The organism is Streptomyces sp. ATCC 21386 (genome assembly GCF_018728545.1).
In the GTDB taxonomy this organism is placed as follows: domain Bacteria; phylum Actinomycetota; class Actinomycetes; order Streptomycetales; family Streptomycetaceae; genus Streptomyces.
In genome coordinates, this window is record NZ_JAAVVL010000001.1 from 9,170,476 (window position 1) to 9,188,474 (window position 17,999).

A 17,999-nucleotide genomic window follows, 5' to 3' on the forward strand; every position below is an offset into this window, starting at 1 on the left:
ACAGGGTCCCATATGGCGTACCCCTGTCGGCAACCGTCCCGAGGGCCGGACCGGGGACGGCCCCCTACGCCGCCCTGGTCATGATCCGCAGCACTTCGAGCGTGCGCGGCGGTGTGTCCGGGTCCTCGCCGTCGCTCATCGAGAGCCGTACGTGGGCCTCGCGTGCGGCGCGGACGGCCTCGGGCCAGGCCTCGTGGTCGAGGTACGCGGAGACGGGCGCGTCCGGACCCACCTGGTGCATGATCCGCAGCACGCGCAGCACGGCGGTGTCGACGAGGGCCGCCTCCTGGGCGTCACGGAAGATCGTGCCGACGTACTTCTCGGCGGACCAGTTGTCCAGCCAGGTGTCCTCGACCAGGCGGTACACGGCGTCGGTGACGTCCCCGTACCCGTCGGCACCGGCCAGCCAGACGTTCTGCTGGAACGCGGGGTCGGAGAGCATGTGCAGCGCGGAGCGCACATTGCTGCGCCAGCGCCACCACGGCATGTCGTTCAGTGGCATGCCGCCCATGGTGAACGAGCGACGCCCACGACGGGAAGGGGTCTCCGGGCCTTGGACGGTCATCGGTCACGCATTCCTCTCTGCAACCACTCGAAAATACGATCGTAGCTCCTCGCAATTCACCTCCCGGTCACCTCTCGTTGACCGTCCGTCACGCACCGGTTGGTGGTGTGACGGAATCGTGCGGAGCCATGACTGGCTTCCAGGCACGACGCGCACCGCAGACCCCAGGCCCTCCCCCAGGCCTCGCCAAACGCCTGGTCACAGCCACCACCACGCTGGCGGCGTGTGCCTCACTCGTCGCCGGCTGCGGGGTCATCCCTGGTGCCACGGGGGGTACCGGGGACGGCCCCGTCACCGTCATGACCTGGGCCCCGGAGAAGACCGCCGCCACCAACAAACCCGGCATGCCCGCGATGGCCAAGGCGTACGCCCGCTGGGTCAACGCCAAGGGCGGCATCAACGGCCGCGAGCTGCGGATCCTGACCTGCAACGACCGCAACGACACGGTGGCGGCCGCGAAGTGCGCCCGCCGCGCCGCCGACGAGGACGTCGTCGCGGTCGTCGGATCGTACAGTCAGCACGGCCGTTCCTTCCTCGCTCCGCTGGAGTCGGCGGGCATCCCGTACATCGGCGGCTACGGCGTCACCGACGCCGAGTTCGCCAGCGCCCTGTCGTACCCGGTCAACGGCGGACAGGCCTCCCTCATGGCCGGCCTCGGCGAGCAGCTCGCCAAGGACTGCGGGCCGGTCGCCCTCGTCCGCCCCGACTCGATAGCCGGCGACCAGCTGCCGCTGCTGCTGGACTCGGGGCTGCGGGCCGGAGGCCACGGCGGGTCGGAGGACCAGCTGGCCGCCGAGGACGCGACCGAGTACGGGGGGCACGCCCGGGAGGCGCTGCGGCGGGCCAGCGTCCAGCCGGGCACGGAGGGGTGCGTGGTCCCCGCCCTGGGCGACCGCACCTTCACCTTCATGGACTCCTTCCGCCGCGACCGCGCGGACTTCCCGGACGTCCGTACGGGGACGGTCCTGGGCAGCGTCGACCAGACGGTGATCGACGCGACCGGGGGGAAGTCGGGGCCGTACGAGGGGGCGTACGTCACCGGCTGGTACCCGGTGGAGAGCGACAAGCGGTGGGACCGGATGAAGGAGGTGATCCGGGAGCACGCGTTCGGCGACAACCGGATCGATCCCGCGGACCCCGGGGTGCAGACCACGTGGATCGCGTACACCGTGCTGACGGCCGCCCTCCGGAAGATCGGTGACGGAGAGGTGACCGCGCACGCGATCCAACGCGTCCTCGACGACGGTCTGAAAGTCAGCACCGGCGGCCTGACCCCACCCCTGAGATGGCGCTTCGAGGACCTCATCGCCTCCGCCGGCTTCCCCCGCCTCATCAACCCCGAAGTCACCTTCCAGATCGTCCGCAAGGGCCAACTGATCGCGGCCCGAAGGGACTTCGTGAACGTGGAGAAGACCCTGGTGGAGGCGGAGAACTGACCGCACCGCCGGAGTCACAGGCCCCGGACGCGGGCCGGCCAAGGGCCCGGGGTGCGGCCGGCAAGAGGCCCCGCGTGCGGTCGGCGAGGGGCCCGGGGCCGGTTTCCTACAGCTGGACCGCCTGGCGTTCCGTCAGGCTGTAGGTCTTGGCGATCTTGTTCCAGAGTTCGGCGGCCTTGGTCTTCTCGGCGCTGGCCGTGGCGCTGGCCTGGTTGCCGGCCTGGGTCTGGCCGGTGGTGCGGGCCTGCCCCTTCTTGCAGCCCTTCTTCTGGGCGGTCTGGTCCGCCCACGCGGCGTAGTGGTTGTCGGCGGAGGCGGACGCCTTCCAGGCGTTGGTCAGCGAGGTGGTCAGGGCCTCGTGGTCCGGCAGCCGGTCGACGGACAGCTCGCCGAGCCGGGTGACCAGGTCGCCCCGCTGCTTCGCCGCGTCCCGCAGGTCCGTGGCCGCCTGGCCCAGGTTGGAGCAGGTCTTGATGTTCGCGACGGCCTTGATCACGCTGCTCCGGCTGTCGCCGCTGTCAGCCAGCAGCTTGTCGAGCGCGACCGCCTGCTCCCGTGCCGGATCCGCCGACGCGGAAGCCGACTCCTCGGGCGCCCCGGACGCCGAAACCGGCTTGTTGTCGCTCGGCGACGACTCGTCCCCGGACCCGGCCATCAGCGCGCCCGCCCCGATCCCGAGCGCCGCGATCCCCACCCCGACGAGCGCGATCAACGGCACCCGCGATCTCGTACGACCGCCCCCGCCGCCCCCGCTCTCGCGTCTCTGGGAGGCCCGCCCGGCATGCCCGCCGTGGCCGCCCGGACCCCGCGGCGGCTGCGGGGCACGGCCGGGGTCGATCTTCGGCAGCTGCTGGGTGGACCCGGGGGTGCCACCGGCCCCCGGCTCGTTCCGGAAGAGGCTGTCGAACACGTCCGGCTGCTGCCCCTGCTGCGCACCCGGCGTCGCGCCGTACGCCTGCGGGCGCTGCTGCGTCTGCGCGGTCACCGGCGGTATGTACTGCGTCGCCGCCTCGTCCGGATGTCCGGCGGGCGTCCCGGGCGCGGGCCGCCCGGGGTTCGCGGTCGGCGGGAGGGGCCCGGCGCCGTTGTCCGGCACCCGCCCGAGATACGTCGTCGCGTCCCCCGACGCCTCCGGCGGCAGCGCGCCCGGCCCGACCGGCGGCAGGTACTGCGTGGCGGCCTCGGCGGCAGGCGTCTGCGCGGTCACCGGCGGTATGTACTGCGTCGCCGCCTCGTCCCCCGGCATGGCCCCGGCTGCCGGCACGAACGGGATGTACTGGGTCGCCCCCTCGTCCATGGGCGGCAGCGGCGCGCTCTGCGGCGACTGCGGCGGCTGAGATGCCTGGGGCGACGCCCCGGCGGACGGCACAGCCGCCTCTCCCGCGACCGGCGGCAACGGCGCACCCGCCCCCGCCCCGCCGTACCCCGCGCCCCCGTAGGCCGCCCCTGGCGCCCCCTCGGGAGGCAGTGGCATCCCACCCTGGGTGCCGTAACCCTGACCGGCCGCGTCACCCTGGGGCCCGTACGCCCCCTGTGCGCCGTACCCGGCGTGTCCACCCGCCGTGCCGTACGCGTCCTGCGCCCCGTGCGCTCCCCACTCCGGCGCGGGGGGCGCACTGTTCCAGTGGTTGGTCTGCGGCTGGGCGGACGGCGCCGGGGTCTCCTCGGAGCCCCACTGCCGCTGCTGGTCCCACGGCTGAACCGGGGCCGGCGGCAGCGGGGCCGGCGGCAGATCTCTCGGGTGGAGCGGCGCCCCACCGTCCGAGGGCAGCACGATGCCTTCGCGCGCGGTCCGCGCCGAGGGCTCCTCGCCCTGTCCACTCTGCGTCACCGAGACTCCTACGAATGGGGGACTTGCGGAATCGTCGACTCACGCTACCGGGTCCGAACGACACCCCACGCACCACCCGCGCCCCGATGAGGGGGCGGAGCCCCCTCAGGAGCGTGGGGAACTGCGTGATCAGCCGCACCACCTCTCGCCCACGGCCGCGCGAACGACCTGAGTACCCCACCCGGAGCGCTCTACGCCGCTTGCAGGTCCATTCGCGCCCCGAACTCGCGGACCACCGCCTCCTCCCGGAACGGTTCCAACCGCTGCTGGAAGTCCTCCAGATACTCGGCCCCCCGATTCGACCTCAGCGACCCCAGCAACTCCACCGCCTTCAACCCGGTGTGGCAGGCCTGCTCGACCTCCCGCTGCTGCACCTGTGCCGTGGCGAGCAGCACGTACCCGATGGCCCGCCGCCGCGCCCGCGACTCCGGATGCTTGGCCAACGACTCCTCGGCCCGCCGGGCGGCCGCTTCCGCCTGCCCGAGATCCCGGTGGCAGTGCGCCAACTCGTCGGCCAGATAGGCCTCGTCGAAGTGCTTGATCCACACCGGATCGTCCCCGGACGACGGATCCGCCGCCTCCAAGGCGTCGACGGCCCGCCCCGCGGCCGCCTGCGCACCGCGCGCGTCCCCCATCAACGCGTGCCCGCGCGCCTCCGCCGCGTGGAACATCGACTCCGCGCGCGGAGTCGCCCGCCCCCTCGCTCCTTCCTGCGCCGCGCGCGCCAACTGCGAGATCTCCCGCGGGTTCCCGAGCTGCGCCGCGAGGTGGCTCATGGACGCGGCGAGCACGTAACCGCCGTACGCGCGGTCGCCGGCGGCCTGGGCGAGACGGAGCGCCTGGATGTAGTACCGCTGGGCGAGTCCGGGCTGACCGGTGTCGACGGCCATGTACCCGGCGAGTTCGGTGAGTCGGGCGACCGCCGCGAACAACTCCCGTCCCACGCCCTCCCGGTAGGAGCCGGCCAGCAGTCCCGAGACGACGCTGTTGAGATAGTGCACGACGACCGGCCGGACGTGCCCGCTGCCGTACTGGTGGTCGAGGTCCACGAGCGCCTGGGTCATCGCGCGCACGGCCGCCACGTCGGCGAGCCCCACCCTGGGCCCCGCCGAGCGGGCCACCTGCGAGTCCGGCGCCGAGATCAGCCAGTCACGGCTGGGCTCGACGAGGGCGGAGGCGGCCACGGAGGACCCGGAGAGGAAGTCCCGCCGGCCCACGTCGCTGCGCCACAGCTCGCAGACCTGCTCGATGGCTCCCAGCACCGTCGGCGAGAACTGCAGGCCGACACCGGACGCCAGGTTCTTGCCGTTGGCCATGCCGATCTCGTCGATGGTGACCGTGCGGCCCAGCTTGCGACCGAGGGCCTCGGCGATGATCGCGGGCGCCCGGCCCCGCGGCTGCTGTCCGCGCAGCCAGCGCGCGACGGACGTCTTGTCGTAGCGGAGGTCGAGTCCATGCTCCGCGCCGCACATGTTGACCCGCCGGGCCAGCCCCGCGTTGGAGCAGCCCGCTTCCTGGATGAGAGCCTGCAGTCGTTCGTTCGGCTGCCTGGCGACGAGCGGCCTTGCGGCCATGGCGTACCCCCTGTGGCTGTGGTGCCTTGCCCACGCACCGAGTTGACCTGTCATCAGTGACCGCATCCCGTCGCATACGTGTACCCGCGTATCGAAAGGATCCGGCCTCGAAGATCAATGCCCCGCCGACATACCGAAGATGCGAGACATGCCAGGATTGCCGGGGTAAACACGGATGCTGTACCCCACACGTGGCTACCCGGCTCACTCCGTGATCCCTCTCGCGCGCCCCCGGACATGCACCCATGCGCCCCGGGCCCGTTGACGATGCTCTCCCCCGCGCATGTGACATCCGTAACCCCTGATGACCGCTAGAGTTGTGTTCATCGTGGAAGAGACCATCGCGGGCCCTGAAGCTGCCCAAATCCCGAAGCAGCGTGGCGAATCGCTGCTGGACACCGCCGTTCGATACGCCGAAGAGCGCCATTGGGACGTGTTCCCCGGCACTTGGCTGGAAGCCGTCGACGGGGTGCAGATCTGTTCCTGCGGCAACGCAGCGTGCGCCACCCCCGGCGCGCACCCGGCGCGCGAGGACTGGGCGACCCAGGCGACGGGCAGTGCGACCGTCGCACGCCGCCTCTGGTCGAAGCAGCCGAACGCGTCGATCCTGCTGCCGACCGGCCGTACGTTCGACACGATCGACGTTCCCGAGACCGCCGGCCTGCTGGCGCTCGCCCGTATGGAACGCATGGAGCTGACGCTCGGGCCGGTGACCTGGACGCCGGACCGCCGTATGCAGTTCTTCGTGCTCCCGGGCGCGTCGGTCAAAGTCCCGGACCTGGTACGGAAGTTGGGCTGGTCGCCGCTCGCGCTCGATCTCAAGGCGCTGGGCGAGGGCGAGTTCGTGGCCGCCCCGCCGACGCGCTACGGATCCCGGGGCGCCGTGCAGTGGGCCCGTCGCCCCACCCCGGCCAACCGCTGGCTGCCGGACGCGGAGGAACTGATCTCACCGCTCGCCTACGCGTGCGGCCGGGACGGACGCCGGTAACACTTCGGGCCCGCGTTCCCTTCCCCCCAGTGGCCGACCAGGCCACTCACGTGATCTCCTCCAGCCAGCACGTGCGATGACTGGGGGACGTATGGACAGGCAGGGCATCCTGCGGCGCGGCATGAGGGTCGGTCTGCTGATGGCTTGCCTTCCGAGCCTGCCCTGGGCCGCTCTCGCCGTGGCGGTGGCCGCGGTGGAATTCCTCAGGGGAGGGGACACACAGCTGGCGACCCAGAACGTGGGGTACGCGGGTGTGCTCTGCGGAGGGAGCCTGGTCGTCGGGGTACTGATGGGCCTGATCCTCGGTGGAGGCCTGGCGCTCACTTCTCTCGCCGTCACTCGGGTGTGGGGACTCGCCCTCGTGGGAGGGCTGCTCGGGGCGCTGGTCTTCCCGGCCGAGTTCGTGGTGGTCACGCTGGGCACGGGCGGGGCTTACGCACAGCTCCTGACGACACTGCTGGCGTGGCCGGTCATGACGGTGGTGGCGGCCGTGCACAGCGCGGACATCGTGGGGCGGTCCCGCGCCCACGGATGGCTGTGGGCCCCAGGACCGGTACAGCGGCTCCGGCGAGGCTGATCCCACCGGCGGCCTCGGGACGACCGTCAGCCGAGGGCCGCCCGCGTGGGGGGTGCTGGGACCGGGGCGGTGGGGCGGGGCGGGCGGGTGGCGAAGAGCCAGGCGCACATGCCGACGGCCGCGAGGAATCCGCAGAGCAGCACGGCGACCACGGCACCGAGGGGCACGGAGCAGCCCTCGTCGGCGAGACCCATTGCCGTCACGACCCCCAGTAGGCACAGGTCCACGACCGACAGGCCGCTCACGACGACCGTCCGGGTGGCCCCGCCCCCGGTCGGCGACAGAGAAACCGACACCGGCCACCACGTGCTCGAACAGCGCCCGGCCCGCGTTCTCCGCATCGGCCGCGAAGACGCAGTAGCAGTAGCAGTAGGTGAGCGAACTCAGGATCAGTCCGAGCAGGGCCGCGAGGAGCGCCACAAGGGCCTGGCCGAGCGCTTCTTCCCGGCGGCCGGTCGGCGCGGCGTCCCCCAGGAAGTGGGAGATGACGATGAAGACGGCCGCCAGCGCGAACCCGGCCAGCACACCGGCGAGTTGCGAGTACGGCCTCGGGGAACATCGGTACAGCGGTTGGCGCTGATATTGATTCTCCACTGCTTGGTGGCTCGCTACAGCGGTGTAGGCGGTAGGCGCTGTCCAGCGTCAGCCGCTCTGAGCAACCGTGCCTCTTCTCATGGGAACTCGTTGTGGCTTCGGGATCATCGTTGCCGAGCGTGCCGGTCTGGGGCTAACTCACATGGAAGTGGTTGATGTACATCACCGCTACGGAAAGCGGCACCTGCTGCGGGGCGTCGATCTGCGACTGTCGCCGGGGGCGCTGACCGGGATCGTGGGTGAGAACGGCGCGGGCAAGTCCACCTTCTTGAAAATCCTGGCCGGAGAGCTGCGGCCGAGTGCGGGCCGGGTGCGGCACAGTGGCCGGTTCGGGTACTGCCCGCAGCAGGTGGTGGTCAACGACGCCCTGACTGTGCGCCAGCACCTGCACTTTCTCCGAGCCGCGTTCCGGCTGGCGGATCTGCGGCATGCCGAGGAAGTAATGGATGTGCTGGGTCTGGCCGAGTTCGTCGACGAACGGGCGGGTGTGCTCAGCGGTGGCACACGGCAGAAGCTCAACCTCACCCTGGCACTGATGCACGATCCGCAGGTCTTGCTCCTGGACGAGCCGTACCAGGGCTTCGACTGGGACACCTACCTGCGGTTCTGGGAGCTGGCGGCCCGATTGCGTGACCGCGGGTGCTCGGTCCTCGTGGTTTCCCATCTTGCCTACGACACCGGACGTCTGGATGAGCTGTGGTGCCTGAGCGGTGGCCGGCTCCAGCGGCACCTGGCAGGTGCCGCGTGAAGACACAGGTGATGCTGCTGGTCACAGCGACGCGGTATGCGCTGGTCGAGCACGCCCGTAACCGTTTCGCCATGGTGCTCATCGCTGCGTTCCTGCCGGTGTGGACCTGCCTGGCCTACGCCGCCATCCCCGACAGCCCGGCGCGGATCCAGTTGCGGGCCACGGGTGAGCTGCTGGCCCCGCGGGGCAACGAGATCACCGCGATCAGCGGCGCTCTGAACGCCGTCACCCTGATCACGGGCTTCCTGATGTTCGCTGCGACGTTCACCAGCAGCGGTTTCGACCGGCGCCTGGCCATGGCCGGCTACCCCCGCGTCCAGCTCGTCGCGGCCAAGGTGGGGGCGCTGGCCCTCGCGTCGGCTCTGATCGCCACCTACGCCACCGCGGTGACCTGCCTGACCTGGACACCCCGCCAGCCCCTGCTGCTGGCCGTCGCGTTCTTCAGTGCCGGGCTCACCTACGGCGTGCTGGGAGTCGGGTTCGGTGCCCTGCTGCGCCGTGAGGTCGAGGGCATGTTCGCCATTGTCATGACCAGCATCGTGGACCTGCTGCTGCAAAACCCGATCACGAGTTCGGGGGCGGGCAGCAGCATCACCCGTTTTCTTCCCTCCTACGGCGCGATGCAGGCGGCCACCGCCGCCGGCTTCTCCGACGCCGCCACACCCCGCTACGTCCTGTGGCAGCTGGCCTGGTTCTCGGGTGCGGCCCTACTGGGGCTGCTCGCCTTCCACCGCCGCACCCGCAGCGCCCTTCCGCACGCCACGTCTGTGCCCGTCCCGTCCACCCGCCAGGAGGCCATGGCGGGTCGCTGACCTGCTGTGACAAGCACAACCGTGCCGCAACCGATGCGTGTTGATCTCGTTGGGCGGCATGTGACAGCCACCCAGGAACGCACCACTCGCACTCAGCAGCGCGCCACCGCAGCGATGGCGGGCCCAGCCCCCTCGTGGCGCGCGGTGATCGGCGACGACCCGGTGCTGCGGTCGGCCTACCGGCTTTGCCGGCGCAGAACCAAGGAACAGGACCCGGCTGAGTACGCGCTGATCCAACTGGTGCCCGGCGCGCTGCGCCCGGCGTGCTGGGCGCTGTGGGCGGCTGCCAATGCCATCGACGACCTGGCCGACGACCGCACCGCTCCGGACGCTGAGCGGGCCGCCCGGGTGCATCAGTGGATCACCGATCTGGAGCGTGAGCTGGCGGCCGGCCACAGCGCGGACCCGGTGCGCCGCGCTCTGGTGGACACCACGCTGCGCTGGCGGCTGGACCTGGGCGAACTGCACGGTGCGATGCTCCTGGTCCAGGATGACGCCCACGGCCGGCGGCTTGGCGACTGGAAGGCATGGCGCTGCTGGGGCCGCGACACCCTGCTGCCCTGGTTCGACCAGGTCCGCGACCTCTTTGACAGGGCCGGCGTCCCCGTCGCACTGCGTCTGGACGCCCAGGAGACCTATGAGACCTTCCTCGACGGGGTCCGCCTCACCGACATCCTGACCGACTTCTCCGCCGACCTCGCGCAAGGCGATCTCCTCCTGCCCGACGAAGCCTTCGACGCCTTCCCCGAGGCCGCAGGTGACCTGACCGGCCGGCGGTGGAGCCCCGCTGTCCGCGACCTGGTCACCCACCTGACAGCGCTGGCCCGCCAATGGGTCACCCAGCCGACCCTCACCCGGGGCATGCACCCCGGTCCCGCCAACGTCCTGTGCACCATGGCCGACCTGCTGCACGCCCAGCTCGACGCCATCGCCACCGCCGGCCCGGCTCTCCTGCGCACCCGGCCGCAGCCCACCCTCTTCGCCACCGCCCGCATCCTCGCCCCCGCCCGCGCCCGTGCCGCGCTCGCCTGGACGCTCACCCCCCTCACCGTGCCACCCCCACACCGGCCCGTCCGGCACGGCGTCCTCCCCGCTGCGCGCGCAGCCGCCCGTCCCGCCGTCGTCAGCGCACCGCCGGCCCACCCCGACGGCCACCGGCCCCCGCAGATCCCGGCCGCGCAGATGCCTCTCCACGTCGCCGTCATCATGGACGGCAACGGCCGTTGGGCCCAGCAACGCGACCTGCCCCGCCACGCCGGCCACCGAGTCGGAGCCACCGCCGTACGCGAGACGGTCCACGGAGCACTGGAGATCGGCCTGCGCCACCTGACCCTGTACACCTTCTCCACCGAGAACTGGAAACGCGACGCCGAGGAAGTCGACGCAATCCTCGACGTCGTTCGCGCTGAACTGACCGACAATCCCTTCCGCGACCTCGACGTCCGCGTCCGCTGGCATGGCCGCACCGGCAAACTCCCCACCGACATCAGCGACCTGCTGCGCAAACGCGAACGCACCACCCGCGGCCGCACCGGCCTGACCCTGACCATGTGCATCAACTACGGCGGCCGCGACGAGATCACCCGCACCGCCGCCCACCTCGCCCGCCAGGTCCGCGACGGACACCTCCACCCCGACCACATCAGCGAGAAAGACTTCGCCCGGCACCTGCCCCATCCCGACATGCCCGATGTCGACCTGCTCTGGCGCACCGGCAGCGAACACCGCACCTCCAACTTCCTGCCCTGGCACGCCGCCTACGCCGAACTCCACTTCACCCACGACTACTGGCCCGACATCGACCGCCGCCACCTCTGGCAGGCCATCACCGAATACAGCCACCGACAACGCCACCACGGCGCCACACCCGCAGCCACCTGAAACAAGGACCAAAGGCACACCCGGCGCCAGGGCCTGCCAGGGCTACTTCCCGGCTTCCAGCGCGAGGGGGTAAAGATCATCCGTGCGGAGATGGGGCAGTCCAGGGGCCCCGTAGCTGCCCGCCCTGCACGGCGAGCTCGGCCGTCGCCGACCTCATGCCCGGCCACATCGCCATCGAGGAGAACTCCCCGGCTCCGGAGCTGCCGATCGCCCTCGACATGCCGGGCAAGGTCGCCGACTTCCTCCGCACCGCCGAGCTGGAGCCCGCCGAGCGGGCCGCGCTCGATCAGGGGGTGACCGTACGGCGCGGTCAGGGCTACACATGACGGACAGTTGCCCCCTTGGGGCGGGTGCGGCGCGGTTCGCCGACTATTCGCCGGCCACCATGATCGCGTTGATGAGGTCGCCGCCGCTCTCTTGCAAGGCCCTGACCGCCTTCGCTCTTGACGCACCAGTCTGCGCCACAACCAATTCGATGTCCTTGGGGTCAACCCCGGTCTCGTCGACGGGCTCGTCGACGGTGTCCTCGTACGGCTCAGGGACGTCTTCGAAATCTTCTGGCATGAAGTCCTCCAAGGAGCGAAGAAGTACCGCTCAGCCCTTCCACCGCTCAGGCACCGTGAAACAGGTGCCCCACGCCGTCACGGGCGGCGTTCGCTGCTGACCATGATCAATCTCAGCGCCAACCGCTGTACCGATGTTCCCCGAGGCCGGAGTAGAGCTCGGCGACCGTCCCGACGTCGAGGGTCGGGGGCTTGCGCGGCATCGGCGACTCCGCGACAGGTGACACGACACAGCGTGCTCGCGGATGGCCGCCGTGCCGTGACGTTCGCGGATTTCCGGCGCGGGCGGGAGAGAGGTGCGGTAGAGCAATGCGGCGGAGAGTGCGGTGGAGCGGTGTCCCGCCGTGCGGTCAGGAAGGGCCCGGAGCGCGTCTGGGCCCTCGCGTTCAGGACGAGAAGCCGTCCAGGAACGGCTCTATCGCCGCGCGCCACGCGTCCGGCTGGTCGTAGTGGACCAGGTGGCCCGCGTCGGCGACCTCCGCGTACTGGCCGTGGGGCAGCACCCGGACCATCTCCTGGGCCTCGGCGCGTCCCAGCTCCCCGTCGAGGCCGCGGACGACCAGGGCCGGGCAGCGCACCTGGGTCAGCTCCTCCCAGTGCGCGTCGTAGACCCAGGTCTCACGGGTCGTCAGCATCTGCTCGGGTTCGAACACGGGCCGCCAGCCGTCGGGCCCCTCGTGCATGACCTCGGCGTAGAACTCGCCCCGGGACGGGCTGGGGCGCTCCACCCAGGGGTCGTCCTCGCCGAACCACTTGCGGACGTCGGCGAGGGTGGCGAACGGCAGCGGCCAGGCCTTGAACCAGTTCTCCCACTCGCGTTGCGAGGCGGCGCCGAGCGCCGAGGCCCGCATGTCGCAGATGATCAGTCCGCTCACCAGGTCGGGGCGGCGGGCGGCCAACTGCCAGGCGGTCAGCGCGCCCATGGCGTGGCCTATGAGGACAACCGGGGCGAGGCCCAGTTGCTCGACGGCGGCCTCGGCGTCCTCGACGTAGGCCTCACGGGTGTACGCGGCCTGCTCGGGCTTCGCGCTCTGGCCGTGTCCGCGCTGGTCGAGTGCCACGGCGCGGTGGCGTTCGGAGAGCCAGCGGGCGGTGGGGGCCCAGTGCGAGGCGCGGCCCATGAGGCCGTGCAATAACAGCACTCCGGGCCGGGGTTCGTTCTCGCCGGTCTTGGGCGGGTCGCCGAACTCCCAGGCGGCGAGACTCACGCCGCCCGCTCCCCTCACGTCGATGCGCCGCACCATTGGCACCCCCCAGACTCCCGCCCGGACCGCTCGCTCCCGCCTCTCGCTCCCGCTTCGAGCCGGCCGGTCCACTCGTCCCAACTGCTGTCGTACCGCTGTCGTGCTGCTTCCGTTGTGCATCCGCTGTCGCTTCCGCCCTGGCTCTCGCCGTCGCCTCGCCGTTGCTCCAGCTGCTGTCGTGCGCCGTGCGCGCCGCTCGGACGGCGAGCACTTGTGTTACAGCGTGCATATCGGTTGACACGTTACGTGTGGGGCGCTCGCATCAGTCATGGCGCGGGTCACACAGCGACACGCCATCCACGTTATCGAATACACATTCGAAGATGCCGCTCTTGGCGACAACACCCCTCATTCGAGTGACCTCCCTCAAGGATTGCCCGCCGCCGCCGAGGGGAGATCTTCAACGGGAGGCGGACCGCTCGGGGAAAACGGTCCGAGGGGGATGACCCTGGGAGCTCGGGGCTCCGGGTCAGCACAGGGGAGGACAGGCCCCGGCGCCGCACGGCGCCGGGGCCCTCCTCATGTCCACGGCACATCCGCCCCGCCCCCTCCCTCACCACCCGGGATCCTCGTCGCGGGCGGCCAAGAGCCCCTCAGGTCATATGCCTCATGCGCAAGCCTCGCACGCGAACGGCCCGAGCGCTGCGATTCCGCGCACTGAATCTCGGATTGGACGGGTTCCCGGACACGGTCCCCATACACCACAACTCCCCCTCCCGCACCGGGAGTTGGCGGGCGATTGCGAACGTCCGCCGGCACGCGTCGAACAGCGTCCGACGGCGGGTGCGCGGACCGGCCCCCGACGAGGATCGACGGGTGAGGGACAGGTGCAGGGGGACGGGCGTGGCGCAGGGGCGGGCGGGCCCGGGTGCGGGCCGGGAGTGTCAGCGCTTGGCGACGAACACGTGGGAGGCGACGTCCGCCTCCAGCTCCGCCGCCTCACCGCCGCTGCCCACGAGGACACCGCCGGCCGCCTCCGTCACGCTCACCACGGAGCCGGGCTGCACGCCCGCGCGGCGCAGCGTGTACATCAGCTGGGCGTCCGTCTGGATGGGCTCGCCGATCCGGCGTACGACGACGGTCTTGCCCTCGGTCCCCGGGTCGAGGTCGGCCAGCGACACCATGCCCTCGTCCAGGAAGGGGTCGGCGCCGTCCTTCTCGCCCAGCTCCTCCAGGCCCGGGATCGGGTTGCCGTACGGCGACTCCGTGGGGTGGCGCAGCAGCTCCAGGACGCGGCGCTCGACCGCCTCGCTCATCACGTGCTCCCAGCGGCACGCCTCGGCGTGCACCTGCTCCCACTCCAGACCGATCACGTCGACGAGCAGGCACTCCGCGAGGCGGTGCTTGCGCATCACACGCGTCGCCAGCCGACGACCCTCCTCGGTGAGCTCCAGGTGACGGTCCGCGGCGACGGACACCAGCCCGTCGCGCTCCATGCGCGCGACCGTCTGGCTCACCGTGGGGCCGCTCTGGTCGAGCCGCTCGGCGATCCGGGCGCGCATGGGGACCACACCTTCCTCCTCCAGCTCGAGGATGGTGCGGAGATACATCTCCGTCGTGTCGATCAGTCCGGACATACGTGCCCCTCGATGAGATTCAGCCGGAGGCTGCGACGGCCACACCGGCTTGCTGCGGCTTGCTGCGCTGGCCCTGGACTCAATTCTTACGCATCCGGCTGACAACCGGGTGGCGCCGGGGGGACGACGGCGGTATGAGCCCGGTCAGGTGGCCGATTTGTGACCCGACGCCCCGCTTTTGGGGCCGGTCCCAGGGGAAGGGCCGCTGAGGCCGGGTCGCGGGAGCGGGGAGGTGGACTTCTCCCGCAGTTCCCCGCGCCCCTGGAGAGCAGGGGCCGCGCCCCGCGCTCTCCTGCGCACGCTTCCCGTATTGACACCCCACTGGTCCAGACCACTAACGTGATCGGCGTCACCAAGGACTCGCGGAAGGCGGAGGGGTCGGCACATGGGGCTGGACGGCGGCACGGCGGGTGGGCGGTTCCTCGACGCGGCGATCGGGCTGCTCGAACGCGTACGGGACGAGGAGGCGGAGTCGATCACCGCGGCGGGAGAACTGATCGCGGACACGGTCGTCACCGGCGGACGCCTGTTCGCCTTCGGGGCCGGCCACTCCTCGCTCGCCGCCCAGGACCTCGTCTACCGGGCCGGCGGACTCGCGCTGATGAACCTGCTGGCGGTCCCCGGCGCCGTGGGCGTGGACGTGGTGCCCGCCACCCTCGGATCCGCGCTGGAACGGGTCGACGGGCTCGCGACCGCCGTGCTCGACAGCAGCCCGCTGCGCGCCGGCGACCTGCTCGTGGTGATCTCGCTCTCCGGCCGCAACGCGCTGCCCGTCGAGATGGCCTCACACGCCCGCGAACTGGGCGCGAAGGTCATCGGCGTCACCTCGGTCGCGTACGCCACGGAGACGACGTCCCGCCACTCCTCCGGCACCTTCCTCAAGGACCACTGCGACCTCGTCCTCGACTCGAAGATCGCGGTCGGCGACGCCGAACTCACCCTCGACACCATCCCCGCCCCCTTCGCCCCGGCCTCCACCGTCGTCACCTCGGCGATCCTCCAGTCGGTCATGGCCACCGCCGCCGCCTCCCTCGCGGACCGGGGAGTCGAACCGCCCCTGCTGCGCTCCGGCAACGTCGACGGCGGGCTCGACTGGAACGACCGGGTGATGCGCGAGTACGGAGATCGGATCTTCTACCTCCGCTGACTGCACCCCTGGATTCGTGGGAACGCTGAGAAGGGTGAGGAGGAAATCCGGCGTACAACGATTTCGTCCAAATCTTGCGTGAAGCGGATGTGGGCTGGGTCACGTTCGAGTTGAATGATGGCGAGTGAGCGAACCGACGCGCCGTACCAGCCGTACATGCGGACGCAACGCAGCCTGCAGGGGGTTCAGGTGAGTGCTTCCCGGCGTACTGGGGCCACCGACGAGCTCGGGCCCGACAAGCCCGAGCGGGACGGCCCGACGAACGACGACACCGAGGACACCGAGGACATCGAGGGCACGGTGAACACCGAGGACACCGAAGGCACCGAGGACTCCACGGACTTCGGCGGCTCCGACCTCCTGGCCGCCCTCCTCGACGGGATGGACGCGGCCCTCTGCGCCTTCGACGCCGACGGCGTCGTCACCCACTGGAACCGCGAGGCCGAACGCATCCTGGGCTGGAGCGCCGAGGAGGCCGTGGGCCGCCGCGGCTTCGCCGGGTGGGCGGTCCGCACCGCCGACGCCGAGGAGGTCGAGGGGCGGCTGATGGCCGCCATGCACGCCAGCGGCCGGCAGGTGCACGAGTTCGCCCTGGTCACCAAGGACGGCGGGCGCGTCCTGGTCCGCACCCAGTCCGCCGCCGTACGCGGACCCGACGGCAAGCCCGCCGGCCTCTACTGTGCCTTCAGCGAGGTCCACGCCCAGATCGACCTCGAACGGTCCATCGCGCTCAGCGAGGCCCTCTTCGAGGACGCCTCCTGGGGCGTCGTCCTCGTCGACGCCGACCTGCGCCCCGCCGTCGTCAACGCCCACGCCGCCCGCTCCCTCGGCATCGGCCGCACGGCGGTCCTCGGACGCCCACTCGGCGAACTGCTCGCCCAGGGCGCCGAGGAACTCGAGAACGCCCTCACCCATGTCCTCGCCGAGGGCGCCCCGCCCGCGCCCGCCGAGATCTGGGTCGGCGTCCGCACCCCCGAAGGCGAGAAACGCCGGTGCTGGCGCAGCGGGTTCCTCCGCCTCGCCTCCCCCCTCGCCGAGGAACCGGTGCCGCTGGGTGTCGGCTGGCTCTTCCAGGACATCACCGAGTCCAAACAGACCGAGCAGGAGGCCGCGCAGCTCCGCTTCCGCGTCAACCAGCTCCACCGGGCCGCCCGCGCCGCCGCCGAGTGCGAGGACCCGGGCGAGGCCGCCACCGTCCACCTCGACTTCGCCCTCGCCGGCTTCGCCGACCACGCCCTCATCGACCGCGTGGCCGGGGGTTCGATCGCCGACGGCGAAGGACCCGCCCGGCTCGTCCGCGCCGCCGCCACACCCTCGGGCCGGCCCGGCCCCAGCCATCTCGCCGGCCACGCCGGCATCCCCGTCCGCTACGGCCCCGGGCACCCCGCCCTGCAGTGCGTGGAGCGCGCCGGCTCGGTCCGCGCCAGCGCCGGTACGGCCGCACCGGAGACGGCCCGCGAGTGGGCCACCGGGCGCCAGTGGCCCCCGGAGACCGTGCACGCCCTCTGCGCGGTCCTCCGCAGCCGCGGCCGCACCCTCGGCGTCGTCACCTTCCTCCGCGGCGCCGGCCGCACCCCCTTCGAACGCGCCGACGCCGTCTACGCCGAGGACGTCGCCATACACATCGCCGCGGCCCTCGACCTGGAGGCCCTGGAGAGGTCGTCGGAGTAGAGGCCCGGTGAGCGCACGGCCGCGTGGGAAACACCTCGCGGCCGCCCGGCCGTGCGGCGCAGAATCCCTGCATGGCGATCATCCACCGCACGACCCTCACACCCACCAAGCTCGAACTGCTGGCCTCCTGGCTGCCCACCCGCCCCTGGTACGCCGGCGGTCCGGCCGCTCCGGACCTGACCAAGGCGGGCGGCTTCCGACTCGACGACCCGGAGGGCGAGGTCGGCATCGAGTTCATGGTCGCCACCGACACCTCCGGCGCGGCGCCGGTCCACTACCTGGCCCCCCTCACCTACCGGGGCGCCCCTCTCCCCGGCGCGGAGCACGCCCTCGTCGGCACCACGGAACACGGCGTCCTGGGCATCCGCTGGGTCTACGACGGCATCCACGACCCGGTCCTGGTCACCCAACTCCTGGCCCTCTTCGCAGGCAAGGCCGAACCCCAGGCCCAGAGCCTCACCGACACCCCGGACCACGAGATCACCCACTCCTACGACGGCGACGACCCCCTCCCCACGACCGCCTCCCCGCCCGCCGACACCGCCGAAGCCTCCGAACTCCCCCTCACCTCCGGCGCCACGACCCTGCACCTGAACCGAGTCCTCCACCCGGACGCCCTGGACCTGCCGCCCCAGACAAAGGGCCAGCTCACAGGCCACTGGACGCTGCCGGACGACACCCGGGCGCGGGGTATCTTCGCCGTCCTGCGGGCGAATCCTGTCGGCCTCCACTGAGACGGTAAGGATCTCCGGACAGGAGGTCACTCGCCGACCCACGGTCGTCGTGTGACC

General features: G+C 71.5%; 17 protein-coding genes. 10 read left to right on the plus strand and 7 right to left on the minus strand.

What is annotated here, in order from left to right; all coding sequences use genetic code 11:
* Positions 1-64: 64 nt before the first annotated feature.
* Positions 65-565, minus strand: coding sequence for a hypothetical protein (locus GWK25_RS39210; protein WP_215456258.1), 501 nt, complete (start codon positions 563-565; stop codon positions 65-67).
* A gap of 128 nt (positions 566-693) precedes the next feature.
* On the opposite strand from GWK25_RS39210, the gene GWK25_RS39215 reads away from it, so the two are divergent.
* Positions 694-2,001, plus strand: a complete 1,308-nt coding sequence (locus GWK25_RS39215) for an ABC transporter substrate-binding protein (protein WP_215456259.1) — start codon at positions 694-696, stop codon at positions 1,999-2,001.
* Between the two features lie 106 nt (positions 2,002-2,107).
* On the opposite strand, the gene GWK25_RS39220 is transcribed toward GWK25_RS39215, so the two are convergent.
* Together GWK25_RS39220 and GWK25_RS39225 are read right to left on the minus strand one after the other, a co-directional pair.
* Positions 2,108-3,832, minus strand: a complete 1,725-nt coding sequence (locus GWK25_RS39220) for a hypothetical protein (RefSeq protein ID WP_215456260.1) — start codon at positions 3,830-3,832, stop codon at positions 2,108-2,110.
* Positions 3,833-4,023: 191 nt separating this feature from the next.
* The gene (locus GWK25_RS39225; protein WP_215456261.1) at positions 4,024-5,406 is read right to left on the minus strand and encodes a transcriptional regulator; all 1,383 of its coding nucleotides are present in this window, start codon (positions 5,404-5,406) and stop codon (positions 4,024-4,026) included.
* 304 nt (positions 5,407-5,710) lie between these two features.
* On the opposite strand from GWK25_RS39225, the gene GWK25_RS39230 reads away from it, so the two are divergent.
* Together GWK25_RS39230 and GWK25_RS39235 are read left to right on the plus strand one after the other, a co-directional pair.
* Positions 5,711-6,394, plus strand: coding sequence for a bifunctional DNA primase/polymerase (locus GWK25_RS39230; RefSeq protein ID WP_221522833.1), 684 nt, complete (start codon positions 5,711-5,713; stop codon positions 6,392-6,394).
* 91 nt (positions 6,395-6,485) lie between these two features.
* Positions 6,486-6,971, plus strand: a complete 486-nt coding sequence (locus GWK25_RS39235) for a hypothetical protein (RefSeq protein WP_215456262.1) — start codon at positions 6,486-6,488, stop codon at positions 6,969-6,971.
* Positions 6,972-6,997: 26 nt separating this feature from the next.
* Here GWK25_RS39235 and GWK25_RS39240 read toward each other — a convergent pair whose 3' ends face one another.
* Entirely contained in the window at positions 6,998-7,267 is a 270-nt protein-coding gene (locus tag GWK25_RS39240; protein WP_215456263.1) for a hypothetical protein, read from the minus strand.
* A gap of 440 nt (positions 7,268-7,707) precedes the next feature.
* Here GWK25_RS39240 and GWK25_RS39245 point away from each other — a divergent pair, with 440 nt between their 5' ends.
* The 4 genes from GWK25_RS39245 (at position 7,708) to GWK25_RS39260 (ending at position 11,332) form a co-directional block, all read left to right on the plus strand.
* On the plus strand, positions 7,708-8,313 hold the full coding sequence (locus GWK25_RS39245; protein WP_215457901.1) for an ATP-binding cassette domain-containing protein: 606 nt from the start codon (positions 7,708-7,710) through the stop codon (positions 8,311-8,313).
* Entirely contained in the window at positions 8,310-9,125 is an 816-nt protein-coding gene (locus GWK25_RS39250) for an ABC transporter permease (protein ID WP_374105825.1), read from the plus strand. Before GWK25_RS39245 ends, GWK25_RS39250 begins: the two co-directional genes overlap by 4 nt.
* Before the next feature lie 60 nt (positions 9,126-9,185).
* Entirely contained in the window at positions 9,186-11,006 is a 1,821-nt protein-coding gene (uppS, locus tag GWK25_RS39255) for a polyprenyl diphosphate synthase (RefSeq protein ID WP_308404433.1), read from the plus strand.
* Positions 11,007-11,161: 155 nt separating this feature from the next.
* A complete protein-coding gene (locus GWK25_RS39260; RefSeq protein WP_251829237.1) occupies positions 11,162-11,332 on the plus strand; it encodes a hypothetical protein in 171 nt (56 codons plus the stop codon).
* A gap of 43 nt (positions 11,333-11,375) precedes the next feature.
* Here GWK25_RS39260 and GWK25_RS39265 read toward each other — a convergent pair whose 3' ends face one another.
* The 3 genes from GWK25_RS39265 to GWK25_RS39275 all read right to left on the minus strand — a co-directional run bounded on the left by GWK25_RS39265 (position 11,376) and on the right by GWK25_RS39275 (position 14,390).
* A complete protein-coding gene (locus GWK25_RS39265) occupies positions 11,376-11,570 on the minus strand; it encodes a hypothetical protein (protein WP_215456264.1) in 195 nt (64 codons plus the stop codon).
* A gap of 385 nt (positions 11,571-11,955) precedes the next feature.
* Entirely contained in the window at positions 11,956-12,813 is an 858-nt protein-coding gene (locus tag GWK25_RS39270) for an alpha/beta fold hydrolase (RefSeq protein WP_215456265.1), read from the minus strand.
* A gap of 884 nt (positions 12,814-13,697) precedes the next feature.
* Positions 13,698-14,390 carry a metal-dependent transcriptional regulator gene (locus GWK25_RS39275; protein ID WP_033525889.1) on the minus strand — a complete coding sequence of 231 codons (693 nt, stop codon included), beginning with the start codon at positions 14,388-14,390 and terminating at the stop codon, positions 13,698-13,700.
* A gap of 385 nt (positions 14,391-14,775) precedes the next feature.
* Between GWK25_RS39275 and GWK25_RS39280 the strand changes: the two genes are divergently transcribed.
* From GWK25_RS39280 to GWK25_RS39290, 3 genes are all read left to right on the plus strand, one after another.
* On the plus strand, positions 14,776-15,537 hold the full coding sequence (locus GWK25_RS39280; protein WP_215456266.1) for an SIS domain-containing protein: 762 nt from the start codon (positions 14,776-14,778) through the stop codon (positions 15,535-15,537).
* Positions 15,538-15,726: 189 nt separating this feature from the next.
* Positions 15,727-17,208 (plus strand): PAS domain-containing protein, encoded by a 1,482-nt coding sequence (locus tag GWK25_RS39285; protein WP_215456267.1) that lies wholly within the window; start codon positions 15,727-15,729, stop codon positions 17,206-17,208.
* A 71-nt stretch (positions 17,209-17,279) separates the two neighbouring features.
* On the plus strand, positions 17,280-17,942 hold the full coding sequence (locus tag GWK25_RS39290) for a 1,4-alpha-glucan branching protein (RefSeq protein ID WP_215456268.1): 663 nt from the start codon (positions 17,280-17,282) through the stop codon (positions 17,940-17,942).
* Positions 17,943-17,999 lie beyond the last annotated feature (57 nt).

Coding starts and splice junctions, on each gene's coding strand:
- GWK25_RS39210 (WP_215456258.1), bottom strand. CDS start 565: ATGACCGTCCAAGGCCCGGAGACCCCTTCCCGTCGTGGGCGTCGCTCG.
- GWK25_RS39215 (WP_215456259.1), top strand. CDS start 694: ATGACTGGCTTCCAGGCACGACGCGCACCGCAGACCCCAGGCCCTCCC.
- GWK25_RS39225 (WP_215456261.1), bottom strand. CDS start 5,406: ATGGCCGCAAGGCCGCTCGTCGCCAGGCAGCCGAACGAACGACTGCAG.
- GWK25_RS39230 (WP_221522833.1), top strand. CDS start 5,711: ATGACCGCTAGAGTTGTGTTCATCGTGGAAGAGACCATCGCGGGCCCT.
- GWK25_RS39235 (WP_215456262.1), top strand. CDS start 6,486: ATGGACAGGCAGGGCATCCTGCGGCGCGGCATGAGGGTCGGTCTGCTG.
- GWK25_RS39245 (WP_215457901.1), top strand. CDS start 7,708: ATGGAAGTGGTTGATGTACATCACCGCTACGGAAAGCGGCACCTGCTG.
- GWK25_RS39260 (WP_251829237.1), top strand. CDS start 11,162: ATGCCCGGCCACATCGCCATCGAGGAGAACTCCCCGGCTCCGGAGCTG.
- GWK25_RS39265 (WP_215456264.1), bottom strand. CDS start 11,570: ATGCCAGAAGATTTCGAAGACGTCCCTGAGCCGTACGAGGACACCGTC.
- GWK25_RS39270 (WP_215456265.1), bottom strand. CDS start 12,813: ATGGTGCGGCGCATCGACGTGAGGGGAGCGGGCGGCGTGAGTCTCGCC.
- GWK25_RS39275 (WP_033525889.1), bottom strand. CDS start 14,390: ATGTCCGGACTGATCGACACGACGGAGATGTATCTCCGCACCATCCTC.
- GWK25_RS39280 (WP_215456266.1), top strand. CDS start 14,776: ATGGGGCTGGACGGCGGCACGGCGGGTGGGCGGTTCCTCGACGCGGCG.
- GWK25_RS39290 (WP_215456268.1), top strand. CDS start 17,280: ATGGCGATCATCCACCGCACGACCCTCACACCCACCAAGCTCGAACTG.